The sequence below is a fragment of the Collinsella sp. AM44-11 genome, assembly GCF_003467145.1.
Classification (GTDB): Bacteria; Actinomycetota; Coriobacteriia; order Coriobacteriales; family Coriobacteriaceae; genus Collinsella.
This window is the reverse complement of record NZ_QSFE01000007.1, coordinates 26,767-51,848: the sequence shown is the minus strand read 5'-3', so window position 1 is coordinate 51,848 and position 25,082 is coordinate 26,767. Positions and strand designations below refer to the sequence as shown.

16 protein-coding genes are annotated in these 25,082 nt (G+C 60.2%); all 16 read right to left on the bottom strand.

Annotated elements, in window-relative coordinates; translation table 11 throughout:
- Positions 1 to 129: 129 nt before the first annotated feature.
- On the bottom strand, positions 130 to 1,806 hold the full coding sequence (gene gatB / locus DW943_RS05915) for an Asp-tRNA(Asn)/Glu-tRNA(Gln) amidotransferase subunit GatB (RefSeq protein WP_117862476.1): 1,677 nt from the start codon (positions 1,804 to 1,806) through the stop codon (positions 130 to 132).
- Positions 1,806 to 3,320 carry an Asp-tRNA(Asn)/Glu-tRNA(Gln) amidotransferase subunit GatA gene (gatA, locus tag DW943_RS05910; RefSeq protein WP_117862475.1) on the bottom strand — a complete coding sequence of 505 codons (1,515 nt, stop codon included), beginning with the start codon at positions 3,318 to 3,320 and terminating at the stop codon, positions 1,806 to 1,808. The genes gatB and gatA overlap by 1 nt, the downstream gene beginning before the upstream one ends.
- On the bottom strand, positions 3,320 to 3,631 hold the full coding sequence (locus DW943_RS05905) for an aspartyl/glutamyl-tRNA amidotransferase subunit C (protein WP_117862474.1): 312 nt from the start codon (positions 3,629 to 3,631) through the stop codon (positions 3,320 to 3,322). The genes gatA and DW943_RS05905 overlap by 1 nt, the downstream gene beginning before the upstream one ends.
- A gap of 304 nt (positions 3,632 to 3,935) precedes the next feature.
- Positions 3,936 to 4,853 (bottom strand): class C sortase, encoded by a 918-nt coding sequence (locus DW943_RS05900; RefSeq protein WP_158566115.1) that lies wholly within the window; start codon positions 4,851 to 4,853, stop codon positions 3,936 to 3,938.
- Between the two features lie 132 nt (positions 4,854 to 4,985).
- Positions 4,986 to 5,759, bottom strand: a complete 774-nt coding sequence (locus DW943_RS05895) for a hypothetical protein (protein WP_117862472.1) — start codon at positions 5,757 to 5,759, stop codon at positions 4,986 to 4,988.
- Positions 5,741 to 6,709, bottom strand: coding sequence for a MarR family transcriptional regulator (locus DW943_RS05890; RefSeq protein ID WP_117862471.1), 969 nt, complete (start codon positions 6,707 to 6,709; stop codon positions 5,741 to 5,743). Before DW943_RS05890 ends, DW943_RS05895 begins: the two co-directional genes overlap by 19 nt.
- 508 nt (positions 6,710 to 7,217) lie before the next feature.
- A complete protein-coding gene (locus DW943_RS05880; RefSeq protein ID WP_158566113.1) occupies positions 7,218 to 8,975 on the bottom strand; it encodes a SpaA isopeptide-forming pilin-related protein in 1,758 nt (585 codons plus the stop codon).
- Positions 8,976 to 9,089: 114 nt separating this feature from the next.
- Positions 9,090 to 10,760, bottom strand: coding sequence for a SpaA isopeptide-forming pilin-related protein (locus DW943_RS05875; protein WP_117862468.1), 1,671 nt, complete (start codon positions 10,758 to 10,760; stop codon positions 9,090 to 9,092).
- On the bottom strand, positions 10,753 to 14,172 hold the full coding sequence (locus DW943_RS05870; RefSeq protein ID WP_117862467.1) for a Spy0128 family protein: 3,420 nt from the start codon (positions 14,170 to 14,172) through the stop codon (positions 10,753 to 10,755). The genes DW943_RS05875 and DW943_RS05870 overlap by 8 nt, the downstream gene beginning before the upstream one ends.
- A gap of 514 nt (positions 14,173 to 14,686) precedes the next feature.
- Entirely contained in the window at positions 14,687 to 15,508 is an 822-nt protein-coding gene (locus DW943_RS05865) for an HAD family hydrolase (protein ID WP_117862466.1), read from the bottom strand.
- 222 nt (positions 15,509 to 15,730) lie between these two features.
- Positions 15,731 to 17,011, bottom strand: coding sequence for an MFS transporter (locus tag DW943_RS05860; protein WP_117862465.1), 1,281 nt, complete (start codon positions 17,009 to 17,011; stop codon positions 15,731 to 15,733).
- Between the two features lie 266 nt (positions 17,012 to 17,277).
- Positions 17,278 to 18,582: a molybdopterin-guanine dinucleotide biosynthesis protein B gene (gene mobB, locus DW943_RS10770; RefSeq protein WP_117862464.1), complete on the bottom strand. Its 1,305-nt coding sequence runs from the start codon at positions 18,580 to 18,582 to the stop codon at positions 17,278 to 17,280.
- Positions 18,583 to 18,586: 4 nt separating this feature from the next.
- Positions 18,587 to 19,642 carry a GTP 3',8-cyclase MoaA gene (moaA, locus tag DW943_RS05850; protein WP_233543606.1) on the bottom strand — a complete coding sequence of 352 codons (1,056 nt, stop codon included), beginning with the start codon at positions 19,640 to 19,642 and terminating at the stop codon, positions 18,587 to 18,589.
- Between the two features lie 233 nt (positions 19,643 to 19,875).
- Positions 19,876 to 20,913, bottom strand: coding sequence for a hypothetical protein (locus DW943_RS05845; protein ID WP_117862463.1), 1,038 nt, complete (start codon positions 20,911 to 20,913; stop codon positions 19,876 to 19,878).
- Positions 20,914 to 21,127: 214 nt separating this feature from the next.
- Positions 21,128 to 23,026: an ABC transporter ATP-binding protein gene (locus tag DW943_RS05840; protein WP_117862462.1), complete on the bottom strand. Its 1,899-nt coding sequence runs from the start codon at positions 23,024 to 23,026 to the stop codon at positions 21,128 to 21,130.
- Entirely contained in the window at positions 23,019 to 24,794 is a 1,776-nt protein-coding gene (locus DW943_RS05835; RefSeq protein ID WP_117862515.1) for an ABC transporter ATP-binding protein, read from the bottom strand. The genes DW943_RS05840 and DW943_RS05835 overlap by 8 nt, the downstream gene beginning before the upstream one ends.
- Positions 24,795 to 25,082 lie beyond the last annotated feature (288 nt).

Sequence of the window (25,082 nt, the reverse complement as noted above, 5' to 3'; positions counted from 1 at the left end):
GGCCGGGCGCAGGGCCTTGCCTCTCAATGAGTTCCGCACGAACAGGAGGCGCCAGTGGCGCCTCCGTCGTGAGTCAGGACTGTCCGAAATTGAGAGGCAAGGCCCTGCGCCCGGCCCCTCGGTTCCCGCTTACGAGAGCGACGTTCTCAGCAACTCGTTGAAGAGTTTGGGGTTGCCCTTGCCGCGGCTCGCCTTCATGCACTGGCCCACCAAAAAGCCGATGACCTTCTGGTTGCCGTCACGATACTGCTGCGCCTGATCGGCACAGTTTGCCAGCACCTCGTCCACGATCGGCTGCAGCGCGCCGGCATCGCTCACCTGACGCATGCCGCGCTCGTCGACGATCTTGTTGGGGTCGTCGCCGGTCTGGGCCATGGCCTCAAAGACCTCGTGCGCCTGATTGGAGCTGATGGCATCGGTCGCCAGCAGCTTAGCCAGCGCTGCCACCTGAGCCGGCGAAATGCCGGACTCGGCGAGCGACGCACCCGCGCCCTTAAGGTAGGCGATCATCTCATTGACCAGCAGGTTCGCGACCGTCTGGGCCTCCTTGCCAGCCATACCGGCAGCGGCCTCCTCAAAGAAGTCGGCAAACTCGGGGTCGCCGGCGATTTGCTCGGCATCGGCCGTCTTAATGCCAAAGTCGGCCTCAAAGCGGGCGCGCTTGGCATCGGGCAGCTCGGGGATCTCGCCACGGCAGCGGTCGATGAACTCGTCGTCCAGATCGAACGGCGCCAGGTCGGGATCGGGGAACAGACGATAGTCGTCGGCCGTCTCCTTCACACGCATGACCACGGTGCGCTTGCGGCTGGGCTCCCAGTGGCGGGTTTCCTGATAGATGATGCCGCCCTCCTCAAGCACCTCGGCCTGGCGGCAAATCTCGTAGGCGAGGCCGTCGTGCAGGCTCTTAAACGAGTTGAGGTTCTTGAGCTCGGTCTTGGTGCCCAGCTTGGTCTCGCCGCGGCGGCGCAGCGACACGTTGCCATCGCAGCGCATGGACCCCTTCTCCATGGAGCAGTCCGAAATGCCCAGCGTCACAAAGATGCGACGGAGCTTCTCCATAAACAGGCGAGCCTCCTCGGGTGTGCGCAGATCGGGCTCAGTCACGAGCTCAATCAAAGGCGTACCGCAGCGATTGTAGTCAACGAGCGACTCGGCCGCGGCGGTAATGCGGCCCTCGGCACCGCCCACGTGCACCATCTTGGCGGCGTCCTCCTCCATGTGGATGCGCAGGATGCGGATGGGCACCGTGTAGGAACCGTCCTCGCGGCGCTCAGGCATCTGCAGGTTAGATGCATCGTAGCTGGCCAGGTGGCCGGCACGCTGGTTGCCCTCGCGCATGGTCGACGTCATGGACGTGGACAGGCCCTCTGCGTTGGCCGAAGCGCTCGCCAGGCTCTGGGCCTCGGCCTCACCAAACGCGCAATCGGGGCGCTCAGCGGCACCGCGACCGGTCACATCAAGATCCAGGTGGCCGTACATGGCAAAAGCGACCGGACCCTGCGTTGTCTGGAAGTTCTTGGCCATATCGGGATAGAAGTAGTGCTTGCGGTAGAACATCGAGTGGCGCTGAATCTCGCAGTTGGTGGCGAGACCGGCCTTGACGATGCTCTCGATGGCGCGCTTGTTGGGCACCGGCAGGGCGCCGGGCAGGCCCAGACACACCGGGCACACGTTGGCGTTGGGCTCGTCATCGTGGCTGAGCTTGCAGTTGCAGAACATCTTGGTATCGAGTGCGGTGAGCTCGGTATGGATCTCCAGGCCGATCACGGCCTCCCAATCCTGCAGGACCTCGGAAAGCTCCTTCATTACAGCTCGCCTCCCTTCCCGGCAAAATCGGGCGCGACGGAAAGCGCGGGCGCACCCGTGGCGGCATCGGCAAAGCCGCGCTCCAGGGCGCGGGCAAACGTGAGCAGCTGACGGTCCTTAAAGGCCGGACCAACCAGTTGGGCAGAAACGGGCAGCTGAGTGTCCTCGCCCAGGCCCAGCGGCACCGAGATACCGCCGTTGCCGCAAATGTTGAGCGAAATGGTGTACAGGTCGGAGAGGTACATCTGCGTGGGGTCACTGATCTCGCCAAACTTAAAGGCCGTGCGCGGCGAGGCGGGCATGAGGATGGTGTCCACCTTGGCATACGCGGCGTCGTAGTCCTGCGTGATGAGCGTACGGGCCTTTTGCGCAGCGTAGTAGTACTTGTCGTACACGCCCGAGGAGAGCAGGTAGGCGCCGAGCATCTGACGGCGCTTGGCCTCGGCGCCAAAGCCGTGGGCGCGCGAAAGCGAGCTCTGGTCGGACAGGTTGGCGCAGCCCTCCTCCTGATAGCCGTAGCGAATGCCGTCGAAGCGAGCCAGGTTGGAGAACGCCTCAGCCGGGCCGATAACGTAGTAGGCAGCGATGGCGGCGTCCAGGTGCGGCAGGTCAACCTCGACCAGCTCGGCGCCCTGGTTCTGCAGCTCCTGGGCGGCGCGCTGAACAGCGGCCTTGACCTCGGGCGTCAGGCCCTCGGCCTCCATAAATGCGGGGATGATGCCCACGCGCTTGCCCTCGATGCTGTCGTTGAGATGCTCGGTAAAGTCGACGGCGCAATCCTGGCTGGTGCAGTCGTACGGATCATGGCCCGCGCCGGTAAGCGCGTTCATGGCCAGCGCGACATCCTCGACCGTGCGGCCAAAGGGGCCCACCTGGTCGAGCGACGAGCCAAAGGCGACCACGCCGTAACGGCTCACGGCGCCATACGTGGGCTTAAAGCCCACCACGCCGCACAGCGACGCCGGCTGGCGAATGGAGCCGCCGGTGTCCGAGCCCAGCGAGAGCGCGACCTCGCCCGCGGCGACGGCGGCAGCGGAGCCGCCCGAGGAGCCGCCGGGCACGCGCTCGGTATCCCAAGGGTTGTTGGTGCGGTGGAACGCCGAGCTCTCGGTGGAGCTGCCAAAGGCAAACTCGTCCATGTTGGCCTTGCCCATGGGCAGGCAGCCGGCATCGAGCATGCGCTGGACGCAGGTGGCGGTGTAAACGCTCCGGTAGTCCGCGAGCATGCGGGAAGCGCAGGTGGTGCGCGTGCCCACGAGGTTCATGTTGTCCTTGATGGCCAGCGGCACGCCCGCGAGCGGGGGCAGCGGCTTTCCGGCGGCACGGTCGGCATCCACGCGCGCGGCGGCCTCGAGCGCAAGCTCAGGCGACACCTGTAGGAAGGCCTGGACCCCGCCCTCGCGCGCCTCGATGGCGGCAAGGGAGGCCTGGGCCACCTCGGTAGCGGTAAAGTCGCCGGCGGCAACGCCCGCGGCGATCTGGGCGGCGGTAAGGGAATCGAAGCTTAGCGCCATTACTCGCTCTCCCCCTCTCCCAAAATGGACGGCACGCGGAAGTAGCGGTCGCGTGCGCTGCCGGCGTTTTCGAGCGCAACGCCGAGCGGCAGGTCGCGCTCGGGCTCGCGCAGGTCGTCGCCCATCACGTTGGACAGGCTTCCGATAGGATGGAACGTGGGCTCCACGTCGGGCAAGTCATATTGCAAGACGGGCTCGAGCATCTGGACGGCGTCGTTCATGTAGGACGTCATCTGGGTGAGCTCGTCATCGGTCAGTGCGATCTTTGCGTACTCGGCAATGCCGCGCACGTCTTTCTCGCTGAGTGCCATAGGCGCTCCCTTCCGCATAACAGATAAACCGCTCTAGTATACAAGGCAACGCCGCTTGGAGCAGGTGCTTTACCCAAATGCAGCGAAAACGTAACGAGAGCAGTGGTTGACAGGCGACGGGCTGGCGGTTCTGCAACGAAAACCATCCCGCCCACAGCGAAAACCGTCCCGCCCGCAACGATAACCATCACAACATTCGACACTTTTCGCCAAAATCGAGATTTTCATCGAATGTTGTGATGGTTTGGAAGTCCCGACCACCACAAAGGCGCCTGTCCCCATTGCAGTGGTTCTGGAGAATGTCTTATGCCGAGGCCTTGGCCTTGCGGCGCTTGCGGACCGCATGGATCACCACGTCTAGCAGCAACAGCACAATGGCTACGACCACGATGAGCACGGCAAACTCGCGCTTGCCCCAGTGGCGACCGGCCAGCGACTTTTGCTTGTCGACGTCCTTCTTGTTGTACTTGGTGCGCACGCAATGCACCAGCAGGCGATGGTCGTTCACGCCGTAGGGCGTGCAGGTGACGAGCGTCACCTTGTCGGCGCCGGGCTCGATGGTCAGCGACTCCATCTCCTCGGGCAGCACCACCTCGGAGTCCACCATCTTGTAGGCGAGCGTCTTGTTCATGGTGTGCAGCAGCACCAGGTCGCCGGGCTTCAGCGAATGGATGTCGTCGAACATGCTCAGGTTGCGCATGCCCGAGTGCGCGGTGAGCACGCAATGCGTCGAGGTGCCGCCCACCGGCAGGCTCGTGCCCTCCAGGTGGCCGACGCCCGCCATAAGGACTTCTTCGCTCGTGCCGTGGTAGATGGGCATGCTCACGTCGATGGAAGGGATCTCGACCCAGCTCATCATGGGGTCGCGGTCAAAGATGAGCTGCTGAGCGTAGGGCTCGATCTGATCGGCGGGAAGCTCGGTGGCCTCGCCCGCAAGCTGCTCGTTAAAGGAGCGCGCCTGGAGCAGGATGCGCTCGCGCTCCTCGGCAGATAGCGCGTCCACGGTGCTGGACACGGTGCTGATCTGGTTGAACACGCCCGAGGCCTCGAGCCGGTCCAAGATCCACGGCCAGGTCATAAGGCCCACGCCAATAAGGATGATGACGATGGTGATGAGCCGGTCGGCCCAGCGCGGCAGTCGCTTGCGACGGCGCTTGGGCTTTGGTTGAGGTTTGGGCTGAGGGCTTGAGCCGCCGTTGTCCGCGGCGTTATTGCTCTTCATATGTTTGGCGCCCTGCACCATCGCCGGTCACTCCTCTTCAACTCAAGTTGTCTAAACAAATAATAGCCGATTCGCGAGCTCATGCGCCGGACAACGCAGCTAGACTGCACCGTTCGGGCCACGTAACCCCACTCAACCAATCAAGCCATATGTTGCTTTCATCGTCTCGAGCAACTGCGCCATCGTTACGCCCGCAACCCCGATCTGTTTCAGATTGACGTCGCCCACCTCGCAATCTTTAACAAACGCAAGCATATCGTCCTTCAGTTCTCCGCGCAGGTCGACACCTTCCGACTCGCCAAGCAGCTGAGCAAGCCTCAGCGCATCGCGTTTATGCTTTTTTACCTTCTTCGAATCAACGTTCTCCCCCGCCTCCCTTCTAGCTTTTAGGTCGAGATACGCCTTCGCTTTGAACGGAACAATGTATTCCGTACCCAGGACCGAAACGCCGCCTACGGTCCGAATTCCCTGAAGGAACAAGCTGTAGTAAGCATCGTCCAACAAAATTGCCGAAAGACTGCTTATGTTTTCATCAACGTGAATTGGCGCCACATCAATCCCCTCACGACCCTTTAGAAAGTCAGGGCACTTCGCGAAGAGTTCGATCATATGGGGGTAACCCGGCCTCTTAGGCTCTGTAAACCGATAAAAACATGAGTCTTTGCCTTCGCCCCAGCCGCAGCGGTAACCGCCATCACGCACCAAAGTCCATATAGCTTCTGCCGTCTGAGGCAACCGGTCATCGGCGACAATTACCACATCAAAATCGTGAGTCGCCCTAAACGGAAGTCCCGCCTCCGCGAGCAAAATGTCGCATGCCGTGCCGCCGATAAGAGCATACGATCCTGCAGCTTCTTGCATATGCTGCTGAAATTCTTGGAGACCTTCTACAGCGCTTCTTGCCATGGATATTCCTTTCCAAACATGCGATCGACTTCGAGCTGAATTCGCTCATCGTCGATTGCCGCCAAAGATAGCGCAAGCGAAATGTCGTCGACACGGGAGGAGCCGGCAAACACGGGTGCATAGCGCCACACTTGAATCATCGCCGTTTCGTTATCCGGCAACTCCCCGTCTGCGACTTCGAGGTCGCTCAGTTGACGCCATGCACTTCTTAAGACGGCCTTTTGTTCCATGCCCGGTGCAGCGAGCATCGAACGCGCGGCGAGCGCCGTCTCCCCGGCGTCAACAAGATAGTCGATCTGCGGCGTCTTCCTTGCAAAAAAGACCTTCGAGACAGGCGAGGAGAGCTCTGCCATGTGCTCGCTGAGCAAAAGATCAACGGCGACAGGGAGCACGACGACACGTCGCTCGCGACGCTCGCGCCTCGCGAGTCCCCTGTCAACAAGCTCGGTTATGGCCTCACTCGCGCGGCTTGCCGAGATCCCAAGCGCACGACAAAGGTCATGGGGGCGATATGGCTCCTGGGCTGCTCCCCAGATTGCGGCAGCCTGTGCGTTGGGTGACATCTTGGTCGCGTGATTGCGAAACCGGACACTGCCCCTCTCCGTGCAAGCCGTGCCCATAAATGGAAGAAAAGCCTGTCTGCCGGGGCAAACAAACGGAATCCCTTGTGCGACCAATGCTTTGCGCTGACGTGCATCGGCATCAGGAAACGAAACGACAACGGGAGTCTCCGCGCGCAAGGCTAGCTGACTATAGACTCTCTTAGCCTCGGGAAGCCCGACGCCAGTAGGCAAACTTGCAAGCAAAAACGAAAAACCGTTTGCGTCAACAGCGCGGACCTCAATCGCCCGCAGATGCAGCGGCAAGCATGCGGATCCAGGCCAAGTTTTGGTCTTGGCGGAAAGGCCTAGTGCTTCTTGTAAGTAGATTAGTGCTTCGTTCATTTCCATTGTTTTCGTTCGATTCCAGTTTGTATTGGAATTATACATAATTTTCGGAATTAAGGAGATACCGTTCGTGCCTAAGCCTACATTTGGGTTTTCAAAATGTCCCGAATCGCCGGGGCGATTCGGGATACAATGTCTGTAGGAAACGACGCACCCCGCGTAAGTGATCGAAAGCGCGGGCGACCAGTTTCCGGTGTTGTTAAATGCCCGGGCCTCTAACCCCGGGCATTCTTATTTGCGCTTGCGGCGCAAATGCCTTCTACCGTCCGCACCGCGCGTGCGCCTACGGACCTTAAACCGAACCTCATACGAGTCAAGAAACGCGATGACGAACGAGCCCGCATCGGACGATGGAGGCTGGCTGCGTTGTCCAAAAAGAACGGGGCAGACTCCAGTGCGGAGTCTGCCCCGAAAAGAGAATGGCAAAGCAAGAACGTGGATGAACGAGAAAAGTGTCCGCAAGTCTCATGGCCATCACATCCCACCTGCCAAAGGGATGGGTGAGCGAGCGTTACTCCTGCTCGGACTCCTCGGCCTGCTTACAGCTGCGGATGAGGTGCGCCACGCCGATGCACAGTACCGCGCCACCAGCGATCCAAGTGAAGGTCACGCCGTTAAGGCCGGTCAGCGGGAGGCCGGAGCCCTTCTTGTCAACAATGGTGAAGCTGAGTTTGCCGGTAGACGCGGTAGCCGAATTGTCCTTCACAACATCATTTCCTGCGGTGATTGCAGATTCCGTGCTAGGGGTTACATCGGTGCCAGTCTGATTAATATCGCGCTTGATGGTGAACGTCACACCGTTTGCTGCGGAGTTATTATAACCAGGGGCGGGCGTAACCTCTTTAAGGATGTAGATGCCCTCGTCGAGGCCGACAACGTTAATCTTGCCCTGGCTGTCGGTTTTCAGCATAGCTTTTTCTTTTTTGGTCGTCTTGACACCATTTGCCATGATGAAGTTGCCGTCATCGCCCTGCTCCTGCAGCGTGAATTCAACGCCCTCGAGCCCCTTGTCTTCATCATCGGACCCGACCTTGGTGACGTCGATGCCGTAGGTGTAGTCGTAGGCGGGGTGCTCAACCGTGGTACCAGTACCATCAGTAGTGTGCGGGTTGTTAGAATAAGTCAGCTTAACGGTATTTTTCTGGGCTTTACCAACCAAACCATTGAACTCAGTTTTGATCGTACCGTTTTCAAAGATCTTGGTAGAGTCGAGCTTGGCCTTGTACTCGACAGTCACCTTCGAGTCGCCGTTCAGCGCAATGGCAGCCTTGCCCTCAGCCCCGCATTTCTTGAGATCGGGGAAGTCGACAGTAAGCGTATTATCCTCGTACTTGGCGTTATAGCCGGACGCGACCACGGTATCGCCGATCATGACCTTAACATCGGGCGTCGTACCGCCATCCTTGAACTTGGGCGTCATGGAATTGGGGAGTTTGTCCGTAAAGGTGTACTTGTAGGTGCCGTAACTGTTGATGTTGCCCGCGACGGTACCGATGAGCTGGTAGTCGACATATTGGTCCATCTGAGAGTCGGCAGCCATGTTGGGCTTCTCGAATGAACCGAATGTGCCATCCTTAGCGTCATCCTTGACGGCCTTGGTCACAGTGGGGACCTGCTTCTTGGGAGTTAAGTTCTCATCGGAGCCACCGACAACAGCGAAAATCGGCGAGGTGAAAGTATCCGTGTTGCCCGCGGTGGCATTTGCGGTTTCGCCGACACTCGCAGTCACAAAGAGCCAGTAGCCGGCATCCAGGCTGCTGAACTTGCCGTCGGTGCCTGTTCTCCAGCCATTCGTCCCTTCAGCGATTGTGGCTTTTTCCAGTGCCTTGGCAATCTTGTCGAGGGTCGTTCCGGCGTCAAGCTTAGTGCTCGCGTCTGTATCAGACGTGTACTCAGCTTTGGTTTTCTTTTTAATCCATTCTGCCCACTCTTGAGCATCGTTGCCAGAGGGCTTTGTGGAATCGTCGTCGGCAAACGCCCCCGTCACAGCATCCCTAACTGAATCCGACGCCCACTCGATGTCAGAAACCGTCTTAGGCCCATTCCAGGCGCTATTCTTCTGATCCTGCGTAACCTTCGCCTTGAAAATCTGGATGCCCTTAAAAGTCGTATCCGTATAGGTCGAATCCTTAATCGTCACGTCGCCGCTCTGGGCCACCGTCGGCACGCTCTCAGCAAACGCCATGGTCACCGGCGCCATGACTCCACCAAAGCTCAACGCTGCGGTGAGGCCGGCGGTTACTGCCAGGCGTGCGATGTTCTTGCTCATGCTCATCTTCTTTTCCTCCGTTTTCCAGTTAGTTCTCATTCGATCGGTCATCATCTGTCTGTGTCTTAGCATCTACTTCGCTACGTCTCGCCCCGCTCTCTGTGGGGCTGCCAGCTACTCTTTATGGCTGCCACCTCCCCGCTTGACCAGGAGCGCGACCACGATGAGCGCGGCTCCAGCGACCGCTGCGGCGGCCGCGGCGTACATTGCCATATCGCCAGTCGAGGGCATAAAGCCTCCGGTGGTAATGCTAGGGGGTGTGCCGGTGGGCGTGTTGATGAGCGACGCCTCCAGGCTGCCCGTCGACCCGTCCGCGCTGTCGGCGCGCAGGGGCGACTCGGCCGTGACGGTGAGCTTGGGCTTGGCGGCCGCCACCTGGTCGACGTCCAGGCCCTCGGCCTTGACCGTCACGCCGCGCATGCCCTCAAAGGCGGTGTATCCCTTGGGCGCCTTGAGCTCGCGGACCTCCAGCTTGCCCGAGTCCACGCCCGAGACGGTCACGCGGCCGTCCTCGCCCGTGGTGACGGTGGCCTTGCCTTGCGCGTCCCACGTGCCGTCGGCCGCCAGCGTGCGACCGCGGTCGTCGGCGATGCTCAGGACCGCCCCGGACAGCGGCTTGTCGCCGTCGCTGCCGCGCTTGGTGAGTGCGAGATCCCAGGTGTAGGCGCACGCGTCGTCGCTCGGCGTGCGGGTGAAGCCGGCGTCGCCGGACTGGTCGGCAAAGGGAGAGCGCGGGTAGCGCAGGTAGACCTCGTTGGGGTTGCCCTTCGCGATGCCGTGGTTGCATGCGCTGTTGAGCGGCGCGTTGTACACGGCGACCACGCGGGCGCCCGCGGTAAAGGCGTCGGCCCCGCCGAGCGCGGCGATCAGGTCGCCGGTGCGCACGGTGAAGGTCTTGCCGTCCGCCGCTACCTTGGTGGCGCACTGGGCCGTGATATCGGTCCAGCCCTTCGCGGGCTCGGAGCCGGCGCGCCCGTCCTTACCGGTCGAGACGGCGTCGAAGGTGCCATCCGCGCCCGCCGCCACGTACACACGCATGCTCGCGGCCACCTTGGAGGGGTCGAGCCCCGCGCTCATGGTGTCGACGAACTGCACCGCGTAGGTGTCATAGGCGGAAAGGCCCGCCGGGACCGTGGCAGAGAGGCGCCAGTACAGGTCGTCGGCGACCGTGGCGTCGGCGGCCTTGCCCCAGGCGTCGGTACTGTCCTCCAGCACGTGCTTGGCCACCTTGGGAGTGGCGGCCTTGGGCTTGACGGTGACGGCGCCGCCGCCCACCAGGGCCATGATCGGCGCGGTGCCGGCCTCGCCCTGGGCGATGGCGTCGTCGTCGGCGACGATGAGCCAGTAGCCGCAGGGCAGCTCGGCCGCCGTGCCCGCGTTAAGGGCCACGGGCTCGGCGCCAGAGCTCTGGAGGGAACGAGCGAGCTGTGCGCTCAGCACGCTCGTAAGGTGGGAATCGGTGTTGAGCCACTCGGCAGCTTCCTGCGCGGTGGTCTGGGAATTGGGCATACCAGCGCTGTGCAACACAGGCAGTGCGGCGTCGCGCACGGCGTCGCTTGCCCAGGCAAGGTCGGTGGCGATCTTGGCGTCGCTGTCGCCGTCGACGACGTTGGCGCTAAAGATCTGGTAGGCGTCGTAGCTGCTCGCCACGGTGCCGCTCACCGTGATGGAACCGGTCGAGGTCGGCGCGGCCTGCGCGGATGCGGGGAACACAACCGCGCAGGTGCCGATCAAGAGGGCAAGCAGCGCAAACAAGATCGGGAAGGAGCAAACTTTCTTATTCACGACGCTCGCCTCCCTTCGCACTCGCCTTGCGACGAATGTGCATCCAGGCCGCAGCAGCGCAAAGCACCGCCGCGCCGGCAAGGTACGTCAGAGTAACGCCCGACATACCAGAAAGGGGCAAAGAGGTTGAGTAGGTGTTGGTAAAGGTGGGGGTAGAGGTGTCGGTGAGGTTCTGTTCTTTGGCATCGGGGTCTGGTTTCCACTCGCCATCGGAGCCAACGGTTCCCTTCATGTAGGTCACCTCACAGTCGATCCTTCCTTTGGTGTTATCCGTTGCCACAACCTTGAACCTATAGACCGACTGATCAAACTTGTAATGCGGATAGGTCGAGCTTTCGTTCTTCTCGCGCACATAGTACATGAAGGTCTTGGAGGCGCCACGGCCAGTAGAGTCGGTCTTGAGCTTGTCGAGTTGATCGAGTTTGTACTCAATTTCGTCGAAGCTCCGGGTCTGAGACTTCTTGCCGTCGGCAGTGGTGAGAATCTTGCCCTTGGGGTCGGTCTTAACCGTAGTGGCATCTTTGAAGTCCGCGTTATTCGCAAACTCGAGCGTGAACTCCTTCATCTCGCCACCCTTAACGACCTTGGTCGCCTTAGGGATCCAAACGCCAGTCGAGTCGTACGCGGTACATACGTTAGTGAAAGTCGCCGAACCGTCCTCACAGAAAATTTGATAATAGCCGTCGCCATTCTCCACGACACTCCACGTTTTTTTGTTAACCCACTTCCCAGACTTATCGAGTTCGTACTTGGTCCCGTTGACATCTGTAATCGTGTAGTTATGGATGAGAAGTTCCTTCTCTTCGTTCGGATTATTTTTACTCGGAACAGTCATGAGCTTGGTCGGCTTATCCTGGGTCCGTACCACAATCTCATACACACTGGAGTCGTACGTGATGCCAGAATCATCGCCGGCATCTTCGACCAAGTAGTATGTGATTTCGCTACCCGTGCCACCCGTTGCGAACTGTTCACCAAGGTCAAACGTGATATTGCCGCTTGCATCATTTTTTGCAGTTCCTACCTCAGTGCAAACGTCGCGATTGAATGTCCCATTAGCGAAAGGATCACCCGAATCCTTGCGGTAGACCGTAAAGGAGAACTCCCGATCTTCGAGGCGGCGGCCGTTCAGCGCCTTGGTCGCCTTGAGCTTGAGGCTCGGATAGACATACGTGTCCTCAGGCGCGCCCATGTACAGGTCGCCGTTCGACATGATGCCGCCGCCATGGTCCCAGGAATAGTTGCCGGTGATGAACGTTGTCGCAACTTTTTGCGCATTGATCGCGGCTTCGTCTTGAGCTGTAACATCCGAGCTCAGGCCGATGCTCTTATATACCTGCACGCCACCGTTAGCGGGGATAGTAATGGCTTGCGTAAGCTCTTTACTTCCCTTGTATTTGGCGTCACCGCCGCCAAGCATTTTGCCAATCACCGCCGCGATCGGGGTCTTATGACCCTCCGCCGCAAGGAAGAAGTCCGCGTGGCCGTGCTCGCGAAAGACAGAACTATTGTAGGCGTCAGTATCCTGGTTCTTTTTGTGGACAAGGCCTTCGTAGCCACCAGCGGATAGGTGAGGGGTGCCATCGTTGCCTCTATTGTTTTCAGGATCATAGTCATTTGCACCCTGCTGGTTTTGAGCAGACGTATTGCCAAAAATTGCCGTGCCGTCGGTATTCGTCACCAAGGTCTTACCCGTCGGGCAAACCGCAACGCCGCCACCGTAGCCACCGGCCTCATTGCTGCTTATATAGGAGTTATAGACAAATAGCCTGCCCGCATTAGATGCGGTATCCGAATCGCCCTGGACAAAGAAACCGCCTCCGCCCCAGTCAAAGCGAGACATGCAGGAGTTATTAGTGATATAGACTGGAGTAGATTTTGACGCACCTTCTATCATCGCGTCAACCATCTGGCCCACGCGAATGCCAGCACCCTCGGAACGGTTGCTCACATTTGCGGCAATAGTTCCCCCCGTAATGTTGAGCCATGCCATTGTCTCGCGAGAACTCGCCCCGTGTCGATCGACATCGGTAATGTAAACGCCGCCGCCTGCTTCCTCAGAATAGTTGCCCGTGATCTGGCCGCCCGAAATGGTGACATGAGTACCGTTTCTAGCGGCAAGTCCAGCGCCGCCATGATCGCCATAACCATCCTGGCCACAGAAATTGGCATATTTATTGTTAGTGATGTAGCCACCGGAAACAGTGACGCTGCCGCCTTCGGCCATGATGCCGCCGCCGAAACCAGTGCCAGAAGGAAGTGTGCTGTTGCCGGAGATTACGCCACCAGTTATGGTGACCGTGGAACCTCCAGCATACACACCGCCGCCACTAGGAGCGCTGTTGCCGGCAATTACGCCACCGGTCAGTTTTAGGGTCGAGGCCTTACCTTTATCGTTGGACACCTTAATGCCCGCGCCCGCACCCGAGCTAGAAGCGCCACACACATAGCCACCGCTCATGTTGACGGTAGAGCCGTTCTCGGCATAGATGAGGTTGCCAACATTGCAATTACACTGTTGGGTAATTACACCGCTATCAAGATTAAACGTACCGCCCGCATAAACGTTGATGAGCCTCATCGTTGAGCCGGCAGCGGTACCCACGATGGCACCGTTGATGCTGACCTCGTGCCTATAGAGAGTCTCGGTTGTCCCCGTACCGTTCGGCGTCGATTCGGTCACGTAATACGTGAGTTTGGTCGGAATGCCAGAGCTGGTGTCGTAGTCCATCGAGGCAACTCGCCCATTATTGTCGCCATCCGAAGTCTGCTTTTGATCAGACCCTTGGTTAGAATCTTTAACTGTAAGCGCCGCGTTATTGGTGATGTTGAAGAGCGGCTTATTTGAATTGTCGCCCGAATGCGTGATTTTATGGCCGCTTAAGTCCAGCGTTATATTGCTGCCGCTCTTCTCAAGTTTGATTTCGCCGGGATAGTCGATATCGTTTACAAGCTCAAAGCTAACAGCTTGATTTTCCCCAACACCCTGAAGCTTATCTCGCAATTCACCGCCATTAGTAATAGCCGTGGCTGCTTCTTCGTTCTCCGCAGCTTCTTCGGCTACCGAGACAGTGCCATCGTCGACCGCTTCATTATCTTCTGCCTGCGACTCGTCCTTGGGCTGCTCCTCCGGTTGGGCATCGCCCACGCCGTTTTCGACATCGTCACTATTCTGGTTTTCGGTATCCCCGTTGTTGGTGTTTTCTACATCAGTAGACTCACTTGAGGAACCCCCCCCCATCACAGTTTCCTCGGCAGAAACCGTCTGGTCATCGTTGGCAATGGCCTGCGAGATCGGGGGCATGACGAGCGACAGTACCAGGCTCAACACGGAGGCTCCGCACAAAACGCCTGCCAGTACACGGCGCGTCGCTTTATTACTCTGCTTAGATTTGTCCGAATTCGCTTTCATCGATGTCTCCTCCCCAAGAGACCGCGATCTTGCTCTTTCCCTATCAAGCTTGGACGCGCAACCGATATTTGCGCGCGCTTAGTAATGGTATTGTACTTCTTGTTTAAACATCTATGTACTAGATTCTGACATTATTGTAGCAGCAATCCAGCGCTCTTGACATTTGCTCAAATTAATTGTTTTTTATTAACCTTAAATAAAACTAAATTGCTGGTAATTTAGCTATTGCTATTTTTTTATTCGCCAGCGTATTATTTGTACAACATTTAACTCAAATGCAATAATGCTGTGAACGGTGGGCATTTAGCGGTGAGCGGTAGCACTAGCTTATATTACAGGCTACCTCATTAGCAATCTGCGCGGATGTCGCGCCGCTAATTAATGATGTTCGCATATCTATATACACGAAACTAGAAGAATCTCGGCATCATAGGCAAAACCACCCAAACACTTGGCCGCGCTTAGGCAACCACCACAAACGTACCCGCCCCATTGTGGTGGTTCTCCCCCGGCGCTACAGCAGATGCTCCTCGATAAAGATCGCGATGCCGTCTTTGTCGTTGCTGGCGGTTACAAAATCGGCGGCGGCGCGGGTGGCGTCGCTGCCATTTGCCATGGCCACGCCCACGCCGGCGTCAGCCACCATGCAGGTGTCGTTATCAGCATCGCCAAACACGCAGATGTCCTGGAGCTCCATGTCGTTGAGCTCCGCCACGCGCACAAGGCCGCGCGTCTTGGACACGCGCGGATCCATGAACTCGTAGAGCCGCTGCGTGGTTTGCAGAGCCGCCGCCTTAACAGTGTTATCGGCAAACGTCGACGCCCGCTCAATCACCCGCGGCATTACCTCGGGCGCCATGGTAAACATCACCTTGGACTGCGGCTCGCGCAAAAACTCGGCAAAATCGACCACCTGGTAGGGCACGCCGTCGACGCGCGACAGGTGCTCGATGCACGCATTGCTCTCGGGCACGTAGAGCACGCCGTTCCGGGGGCAAACGGGCGTTGCCGGCAGGTCTGCCATGTGCTCGCAGATGCGCGCGATGGTCTCGCCCGGCAGCGGGTAGCTCAGCTCGTTGATGTCGTGCGCGCGGTCGATGACCTCGGCGCCACCGCAGCCCACCAGCACGTCCACCAGGCCCTCGATGCCCCAGAGCTCGTACATGGCCTCGGTCGCGTGGGCATCGCGCCCGGTGCACAGGCCAAAGAGCACGCCGCGCTCGCGCAGGGCGCGGATCGCCGCCACGGTGCGCGGGGACACCGTGTGCTGGCTCGTGAGCAGCGTACCGTCGATATCGCAGAACACGGCTTTGATGTGGCTGAAGGTGGTGTCCATGGGAGCCTTTCTGGGTTGTGCGGCGGTGTGGGGTGCATTCGCAAACGGCGTACATGGTATACCAAGGCGCGGGCGCGGCCCGTCAAAGCAAAAACCACCACAAAGGTGCCTGGCCCCTTTGTGGTGGTTGCGGCGTCTACGGGCCAAACCATCACAACATTCAACGTTTTTCGGCAAAATCGCGATTTTCATCGAATGTTGTGATGGTTTCTTACCTGTTTCTTACTGCTTTACGGCACGTTCCAAGTGATTGCGTCCAAACAGCAGCAACGCCGCGGGAACTGCCGTCACGACCATGCCCGCCCCTACGAGCGTCTGCTGCACGCCAAATGTCGCCGCCAGCCACGGGGCAATCGCCAGCGGGGCCACGCCGGCGAACATGTTGCCAAAGCCCATGACCGAGTTCACGCGACCGAGTTGCTCGAGCGGAGCCGTCGTTTGCACGATAGTGTTGTGGAGCGGGTTGACGATGCCCCAAGCTATGCCCAGTGCAATCTGGCCGACAAGAGCCACGCCCACGTACGGTGTCCCCACATAGAGCAGGCTTCCCAGGCCCACGGACATGAGCGCCACGAGCAGTGTTTTAAGGTTGACCAGGTGCGGCGGCATCCGAAGCGCAACCACGGCGCCCAGCACCGCGCCCACACCGCAGGCCGACGAAAGCCAGCCCATCCACTCAACGCCGACGTGCAGGACATCGCGATAGAAAAACGACTCGAGCGGATCGAAGGCCCCGTAGCCAAAGTTCGAAAGAAAAATGATACAAAACAGCAGGGCGAGGACGCTGTTGGTGAAGACTGTCTTGATGCTGGCTGCGAAGGTGGCGCGGGCGGACGTGCTGGGGTTGGAGCTTTGTCCCGCACGCTCCCCTTCCTCTGCCGAATCGGCATCCGCATCCCCGGCGACATGGCTGGTCTGCGGCCTAAAGCCCCAACCGACGACGAACGCCAGCACGGTAAAGAGCATCATAAGCACAAACACCGCGCGCGACGACGCAGCCGCCGCGACAAAGCCGCCCAACGTGGGTCCGACGATAATACTCACGTTTGAGAACATGGCGATGGCGGAATTGATGTCTTTGAGCTCGACAGGATCGTCGGTGAGGTAGGCCGGATAGGACGTGGCAATGGGCTGGGCGAATCCCATCGTAAAGCCCAGAAACACCGCGCCGAGCAGGACGACGCCGGTCGCGCTACCAAAGGCGATGATTGCCGTGCCAGTTGCAAGCGTGCCGACGATGCTCAGCAAGAAATGGTGGCGCGGACCCCATGCGTCGAGCGCAGCGCCGCCCGCAAAGGATCCCAGGATCACAAATACATTCATAAACAGGACGGCCAGCGATGTCGCGACGACCGAGGCATCGTCTGCATAGGTGAGTGTTCCGATAACGCCGATAAAATAACTGGTCTGAAACCCGGTGTAGATGAGAAAGCGCATCGCCACCAGGCGCTTGGCCTGCACGGACAGCGACGAGCGGACTTTTGGGAATACAAGCGTGGGCATGGGTGCTCCTTATCGCATACGAATAGCGGGCAGCGGCCATTCATCCGCTGTCCATTGGCTCAATCTATCCGTATGCCTGACTAGGGTCGCATCGAACCCCTTCCGTCTTTCCGCCCAGCATGAACTACTTGGTAGATTTTAAGGCATGTCCCAAAAATCTACCAAAGAAAAAAAACCACCACAAAGGTGCCTGGCCCCTTTGTGGTGGAAATGACGTTTGCCCAGATAAAACCTGCCAAAATAAACCTGTCCCTTTTTGGCAGGTTTTAGGTCAGGTGGTCTTGGATGAGGTCGCAGATGGCTCGGGCGTCGTTGATGTTGATGGCTCGGGTCGCAAAGCCGGCGTCGAAGGCCTGACGCGCCAGGGCTTCGTTGCAGGCAAGGGCCAGCGTGTGACCGTCGACCAGGTCGAGCGAGCTCTTGCCGCGCAGACGGTCGACACCGGAGCGCGCGACCACGATGTTGTCGAAGCCCTCGGTCTTGTAGCCCTCGATGATCACCACGTCGACATCGTTGTAACGCGACAGCAGCTCGCGCGCGGGCATCTCGTCCTCCTCGCGCGTGTCGGCGTACTCCGCCCAGCGCGTGGCGCAGATGAGCCCCACGTGCTTGGATCCGGCTTGGTGATGGCGCCAGGTGTCCTTAGCGGGCACGTCGATATCAAAGCCGTGATGCCCGTGATGCTTGAGCGAACCCACGCGCAGGCCGCGGCGTGTGAGCTCGGCGATGACCTTCTCGACGAGTGTGGTCTTGCCCGAGTTTTGGTAGCCGATAAACGCGATCGCGGGAACGGCCGGTGCCGGAGCTGCGGGCGCAACGGCGACGGGTGTGCCCGCGGGTGCATTGCCCGCGGCTCCCACGGCCTCAACAGTAGCGGCCTGGCGTTCGGCACGATCCCACACGCCCGAGCGACCGCCCTCCTTGTGCAGCAGGCGCACGCCGACGATCTCCATGCCGCGATCGACGGCCTTGCACATGTCATAGATGGTCAGACACGCGGCACTCGCGCCGGTCAGGGCCTCCATCTCGATACCCGTCTTGCCCGTCACGCCGGCCGTAACCAGTACGTGAAAGCCAACCTGTCCGTCCGCGCGCGCCGGCGCCCAGCCTTCGGGCACGTCCTCGGCCGGCGTCCCCGCCGGAGCGATGGGCGCAATGTCGCACTTGCTCTTGGTGATGAGCAACGGATGGCACATGGGAATGATGTCGCTCGTGCGCTTGATGGCCATGATGCCCGCCACGCGCGCGCAGGCAAGCACGTCGCCCTTTTTGGCGCGGTCCTGCAGCACCATGGCCTGCGTCTCGGGGTGCATGAGGATGGTGCCCTCGGCGATGGCAATGCGATGGGTCTCGGCCTTATCGGACACGTCGACCATGCGCACCTCGCCCTTGGCGTCCACGTGCGTCAGCTCGTCGCGACGGGCGTCGCGGGCGGTGTCGGTGGCAGCGCTGACAGTCGGCCGCGCGGACGCGTCGGCATCGCCAGCATTCGCCGCGGCTGAAGCTTTATGGGCAGACATCGCGGCCCTGCGAGCGGCCTTGGTGGCATCGGCGTACCTGCTCTTGGCCATATGATCATCCTCCGATTTGGGACATAAATCGTTGCGTGCCCTCAATTATCGCGTGTTCCTGCGGTTTGTGGGCCACGGCATCGCGCCAAATCGAAAGTACCTGCATATCATCACCACGGCGCAACGCCTCGCGCACCGAATACTCGGCATCGCTGAACAGGCACGGACGCACGTTGCCATCGGCCGTCAGGCGCAGGCGGTTGCAGCTCGCGCAAAAATGGTTGGACATGGCGCTGATGAAGCCGACCGTTCCCGCCGCGCCCGGAAAGCGCCAATAGCGCGCGGGGCCCGCGCCGGCAGGAGCGTCGGTGATGTCAAGCGGTTCGAGCTCGCCCAGACCCATCGCGGCGGCCCCGGCATTGACGCGCGCCCGCAGCTCGTCGCTCGGCACGCTGTCGCTCGCATCCCACAACTCGGGGTTGAGCGTGGGTGCGTGAGGGTCCACGGCGCAATGCGAGCTCGTGCGCTCGTCGCCGATGGGCATGTATTCGATAAAGCGCAGGTGGATGGGGCGGTCGAGCGTGAGCCGCGCAAGGGCCGCCACATCCTGGTTGAGCCGGCGCACTACAACGCAGTTGACCTTAACAGGCTCAAAGCCCCAGGCAAGCGCCGCGTCGATGCCGGCCATGGTCTGCTCGAGTCGACCTAGACGCGTGATCTTTCCAAAGAGCGTAGGATCGAGCGTGTCGAGCGAGATGTTGACGCGGTTAAGCCCGGCGTCTTTGAGCTGCGGCGCCAGCTTGGGCAGCAGGGCACCATTGGTGGTGAGCGAGATGTCCTCGATCTGCGGGATCGCGCGGATGTCACGAATGAGCGGGATGATACGGCGGCTGACCAGCGGCTCGCCGCCCGTCAGGCGCACGCGGCGAATGCCCTCCCCCGCCACCAAGCGCACAAAACGGGCGATTTCCTCGGCACTGAGCAGCTCGTCGTGCGCGCGGGGCGCCACGCCATCGGCCGGCATGCAGTAAATGCAGCGGAAATTGCACTTGTCGGTAACGGCAATGCGCAGGTAGTTGATATCGCGGCCAAAGCCGTCATGTTGCACGTGCCCGTCCACGCAGCCCTCCCCTCACGCGGCGTTTTATTCTTCGGAAAACATAATACCCCACGGGAGAATCATGCCGACACCCGTACGACAGGACAAGTCGCTTCGAGCAAAACGGACTTTCCAAGCCCATCCTCAGCACAGACCATCACAACATTCGATGCTTTTCCCGTTTTTGGCAAAAAACGTCGAATGTTGTGATGGTTTGCCTGCCCACGGCACCCCGTAGAAGGACCAAAGCGCCCCTAAAGACCGCCGTCCCAGTGCCGAATCACGAATTCTCGCAGGTCGTTCTGCCGCTTTTGGAAAGCTTCGCTTCGGTCGCACTTAAGGCCTATTGCGAGTGCGATGGCGTTCATCGCCCGGTGCAATTGCAGCTGATGGGCAAACTGAGTCCCGGTGAGGACGATCATCCTAAAGCCCAGCGCGCTCAGCACGGTCATGCGCTCCGCATCCGACGCGCTGCGCTGTTTATCAAGATGGTCCGAGCCGTTGTATTCAATCCCCGTACCGCTCGCAGGCGCATATACGTCGATCTCGAAATACCCAGCCTTAGCGAGATACTTGAACTCGTTGGGAACATCGACCCGACGGTTGAGCTCGATCTTGGCGTATCCCAGCCCGCCCTGGGAACGTTTTGCTACGACCATGATTGCGGTGGCCGTCTCCATGGGCGACCGCGCGCCATCGTGCACGCGCCTGAGCACACCGGCCGCGCGTATAGCCCCCTGACGAGATCGGTTCTCATTGCAATAGGCAATCAAGTCGGCAACGGTATACCTCTGCCCCATCTCGACATAATCGTCCGTCGACAGATGATTCAAATGGTATCGGGCGCAGATTTCGTAGCCATATTCCAGCTGCTCGGGCTCGCTCATCCACGAACCCGCTTGAACAAAGCACATGGCCTCATCAACCACTAGAAGGCCCTCTGCCACCTCGATAAGATGGCCTGGAGGTACCGGCGCCCCAAACACGTGGCACCTAAATCCAGCCGGCGTCGAGCGCTCAAAATCGAAGTTGACGAGCGTGTCGATATGATCGAGCTCTTCTCGTGGAATACCAAGCGAAACCAGATAGTCGGTAACGATCCCAACTGCCGTTGAAGCCCTCAGCCCCTTGGCATCGAGCCCCAATTTGGGCAGGTCCGCAGTCGGCTCCGCCTCGTTAGCAAGCGAGTCCTCATCGTATAGGCTGCTTGCTCGCGAGAGCGGCTCGGACGGGCGCGCCACGTTGTGGTACAGCCAGGCAGTCTTATGGGACAGGACGATCGGCAGGTCCATGAGCCCTCCAATGGAGTCGGATAACCAACCTTATTCCCCTGCCCACGGGTCCGCACACCTTCGCGCGCAAGAAAGCGATTCCGCCCGGTCGAGTGGTAGAAAAACCATCACAACATTCGATGCTTTTCCCGATTTTGGCAAAAAACGTCGAATGTTGTGATGGTTTGAGGCGAGGTGAGAGGCACGGAGGGCCAAAGCATCGTGTTCGAACGGGTTAATCCAACTCTTTTAAGCTATGCGCCAGCTGCCAGTACTCGCCGTGCTGGGCGAGCAGCTCTTCGTGCGTGCCGCGCTCGATAATGCGGCCGTGTTCGAGGACCATGATGGCGTCGGCGTCGCGGACGGTGGACAGGCGGTGCGCGATCATAAACGTGGTGCGTCCGCGCATGATGCGGTCCATGCCGCGCTCGATGAGCTTTTCGGTGCGCGTGTCGATGGAACTCGTGGCCTCGTCCAAGATGAGCACCGGCGGATCGGCCACGGCCACGCGCGCGATGGCGAGCAGCTGGCGCTGGCCCTGCGACAGGTTGGCGCCGTCGGCCGTGACCGGCGTGTCGTACCCTCTAGGCAGGCGGCGGATAAACGAATCCGCGCAGGCGGCCTCGGCAGCGGCGCGCACCTCCTCGTCGGTCGCATCGAGCTTGCCAAAGCGGATGTTCTGCGCAATGGTACCGCTAAACAGGTGCGTGTCCTGCAGCACAATGCCGAGCGACCCGCGCAGGCTGGCCTTGGCAATGTGCTTGACGTCGATGCCGTCGTACGTGATCTCGCCGTCATCGACCTCGTAGAAGCGGTTGATGAGGTTGGTGATGGTCGTCTTACCTGCGCCTGTGGAGCCCACAAAGGCGATCTTTTGGCCCGGCTTGGCAAACAGGTTGAGATCCGTGAGCACACGGGTGCCTGGCACGTAGGAAAAGTCCACGGCATGGAAGCGCACGTCGCCGGCAAGTGGGACCAAGCCGCACGTGAGCTCGGTGCCGTCGGCAGCCACCGCACGGCCCGACTCATCAACGGCAGCCACATCATGCAGGTGCCCGTACGCGCCCACGCCCTGGCCCTCGGGAATCTTCCATGCCCACGCGGCGTCGCCCGTCTGCACCAGCTCCACGCAGCCCTCGTCCACCTCGGGCTTAAGGTCCATGGCGGCAAACAGGCGCTCGGCACCGGCCAGCGCGTTGAGCAAAAAGTTGCCCAGCTGCGTAAACTGGTTGATGGGCATGGCCGCCTGGCGTACAAAGACCAGGTAGCTTGCAAGCGCGCCTACGTCGGCGAGCCCCTTGATGCAGAGCATGCCGCCCGCCACGGCGACGATGGCGTAGTTGGCATAGCCGATCACCACGGTCATGGGCACCATGGAGTTGGCGTAGGCCTGCGCGGCACCACCGGTGCGGCGCAGCTCTTGGTTGCGTGCGTCAAAACCAGCCACATTGGCCTGTTCGTGATTAAAGACCTTGATGACCTTTTGGCCCGAGACCATCTCTTCGATATATCCGTCCAGGTCGCCAAGCGATGCCTGCTGGGCGGCAAAGAAGCGCTTAGAGCGCGCGCCCGAGTAGCGCGCGTACAGCACAATGGCCGCGTCGCACACGAGCGTGATAATCGTGAGCTGCCAGTTGAGGATGATGAGCATGGCCGTGGTGCCGACCACCTGGATGCTCGCCTGAATCACGTTGGCAAAGCTGTTGTTGAGCGCCTCGGAGACAGTGTCGACATCGTTGGTGAAAAAGCTCATGATGTCGCCCGAGCGCGTGCTGTCGAAGTAGCTCAGCGGCAGCATCTGGATGTGCGCAAACAGGTCGCGGCGGATATCGGAGACCACGCGCTGGGCCGCGCGCACCATAATCTGCGAGTAGCCCAGAGCCGAGAGCACGCCCGCGGCGTAGATGGCAGCGGTAAAGATAACCTGCTTAGCGAGCAGTTCCTCGCCGCCCGTTGCCAAACCGTTGACGATGGGGCGCACCATGTAGGTACCGGCAAGGCTCGCGATGGCCGCAACAGAGGCAAGCACACCCACTGCGAGCAGCGAGAACTTGGCGTGTCCCATGTAGGAGAGCAAGCGGCGGAGCGTCTGCGCCAGATTGGCGGGACGGGCCTGAGCGGATGTCTTAGGCATGGCGCTCACCCCCTTCCAAGGGCGATCCGCTGGGAACGCAGGAAAACGGATCATTCGCGCAGCCATCGTCGCAGCCGTCGCCGGTGTCCGCGTTCCCTGCAAATTCCATCTGCGAGGCGTAAATCTCCTGGTAGATGTTGTCGCCCGCCAGCAGCTCCTCATGCGTGCCCACGCCGTGGACACGGCCGTCGTCCAACACAATAATGCGGGCGGCATCCATGACGCTCGCAATGCGCTGCGCAATGACAATCACCGTCGTGTTGGGAATCTGAGCGATATGCTCGCGGATCTTGGCGTCGGTCGCCATATCGACCGCGCTGGTCGAATCGTCAAAGATGAGCACACGCGGATGCTTGAGCAATGTACGCGCGATGCACAGGCGCTGCTTCTGCCCGCCCGAGACACCGGCACCGCCCGGGCCCAGATAGCCGTCAAGGCCGCCGATGCGATCCAGGAACTCGTCCACGCATGCCGCCCGGCAGGCACGCAGGAGCTCCTCGTCGGTGGCATCGGGCGCTCCCCACTGCAGGTTCTCGCGCACGGTACCCGTAAACAGCACGTTCTTTTGCAGCACGATACCCACGGCGTCGCGTAGGGTCGCGAGGTCGTAGTCGCGCACATCGCGCCCGCCCACGAGCACGGCGCCTTCGGTGGCGTCGTACAGGCGCGCGATCAGCTGCACAAGCGAACTCTTGCCCGAGCCCGTGCCGCCGAGCACGCCCACCGTCGAGCCGCCCTCGATGCAAAGGTCGATATGCTCGAGCACGTCCTCGGCAGCATCCGCGCGGTACTTAAACGACACGTCGCGAAACTCGATGCTTCCGTCGGCCACCCCGTGCACGGCAGTGGCAACGTCGGGCGCCTGGATAAGCGAACGCTCGTCGAGCACCCGCGAGATGCGCTCCACGCTGGCAAGTGCGCGCGTGAGCAGCAAAAACACGTTGGAAATCATCATGAGCGAGTTCATGATGAGCAGCACGTAGCTCATAAAGCCCGTGAGCGAGCCCACGCCGAGCTCGCCGGCAAGAATCATGCGCCCGCCGATCCACAGAATGGAAAGCGCCGCCACGTACATCGACAGCTGAAACACCGGCAGGTTGAGCACGGCGTTGCCAAAGGTCTTCGTCGCCGTATGCGCAAGCTCGGTATTGACGGCATCGAACTTGGCCTCCTCGTGCTCGGCACGCACGTACGCCTTGACGGCGCGCACGGCGGTGAGGTCCTCCTGCACCACACCGTTGAGATGGTCCATCGAGGTCTGCAGCTGGCGGTAGAGCGGGCTGACGCGATAGGTGATAACGCCCAGTACAATCGCCAGCACTGGCAGAATAATCGCGAATACCGTAGCGAGCGGGCGCGACAGCACCAGCGCATAGACCAAGCCGACGATGAGCGTCACGGGGCCGCGCACCATGGGGCGAAAGCCGTTGCCGATGGCGTTTTGAATCACGGTGATGTCGGTGGTCATGCGAGTGACGAGCGAGCTGGCGTCGTAGTTGTCCAGATTGCCAAAGGCGAGCGTCTGGATCTTGCGATACTCGGCCTCGCGCAGGTTAGCGCCCAGCCCCGAGGCGACGCGAGCAGACGTGCGCGCATAGCCCAAGCCAAGTACCAGCGAAAATGCGGCACATACCAACATATACGTGCCCTGCAACAGCATGTAGTCGATGTCGCCCGCGGGCACGCCTACATCGATGATATTTGCCATGATGACCGGGATAAACAGCTCGAGCGCCGTCTCGGCCGTCACAAAGAGCACGCCGAGCATGGCATCGCGGCGGTATGCCCCCAGATAGGAAAACAGAATCTTGAGATTGCGCACGCAGGTTCATCCCCCATCAAACGTTGTTCGCAAACCCACGTATTATGGCGCGCCGTGCGGCGGTGTCAAGTGTTCCGAAATCGATTTCTGCAAGGCTAGTGCAGGCACCAAGCTCGCAGGACGCGCCCCTGTATTCAATTAGAAATGAACGCGAGCGTGACTTTTTCGCCCCACTGCCAACATAAACCTTGACTCTATAATCGTTGTAGGGTTTTCACTACACTGGTACGTAAA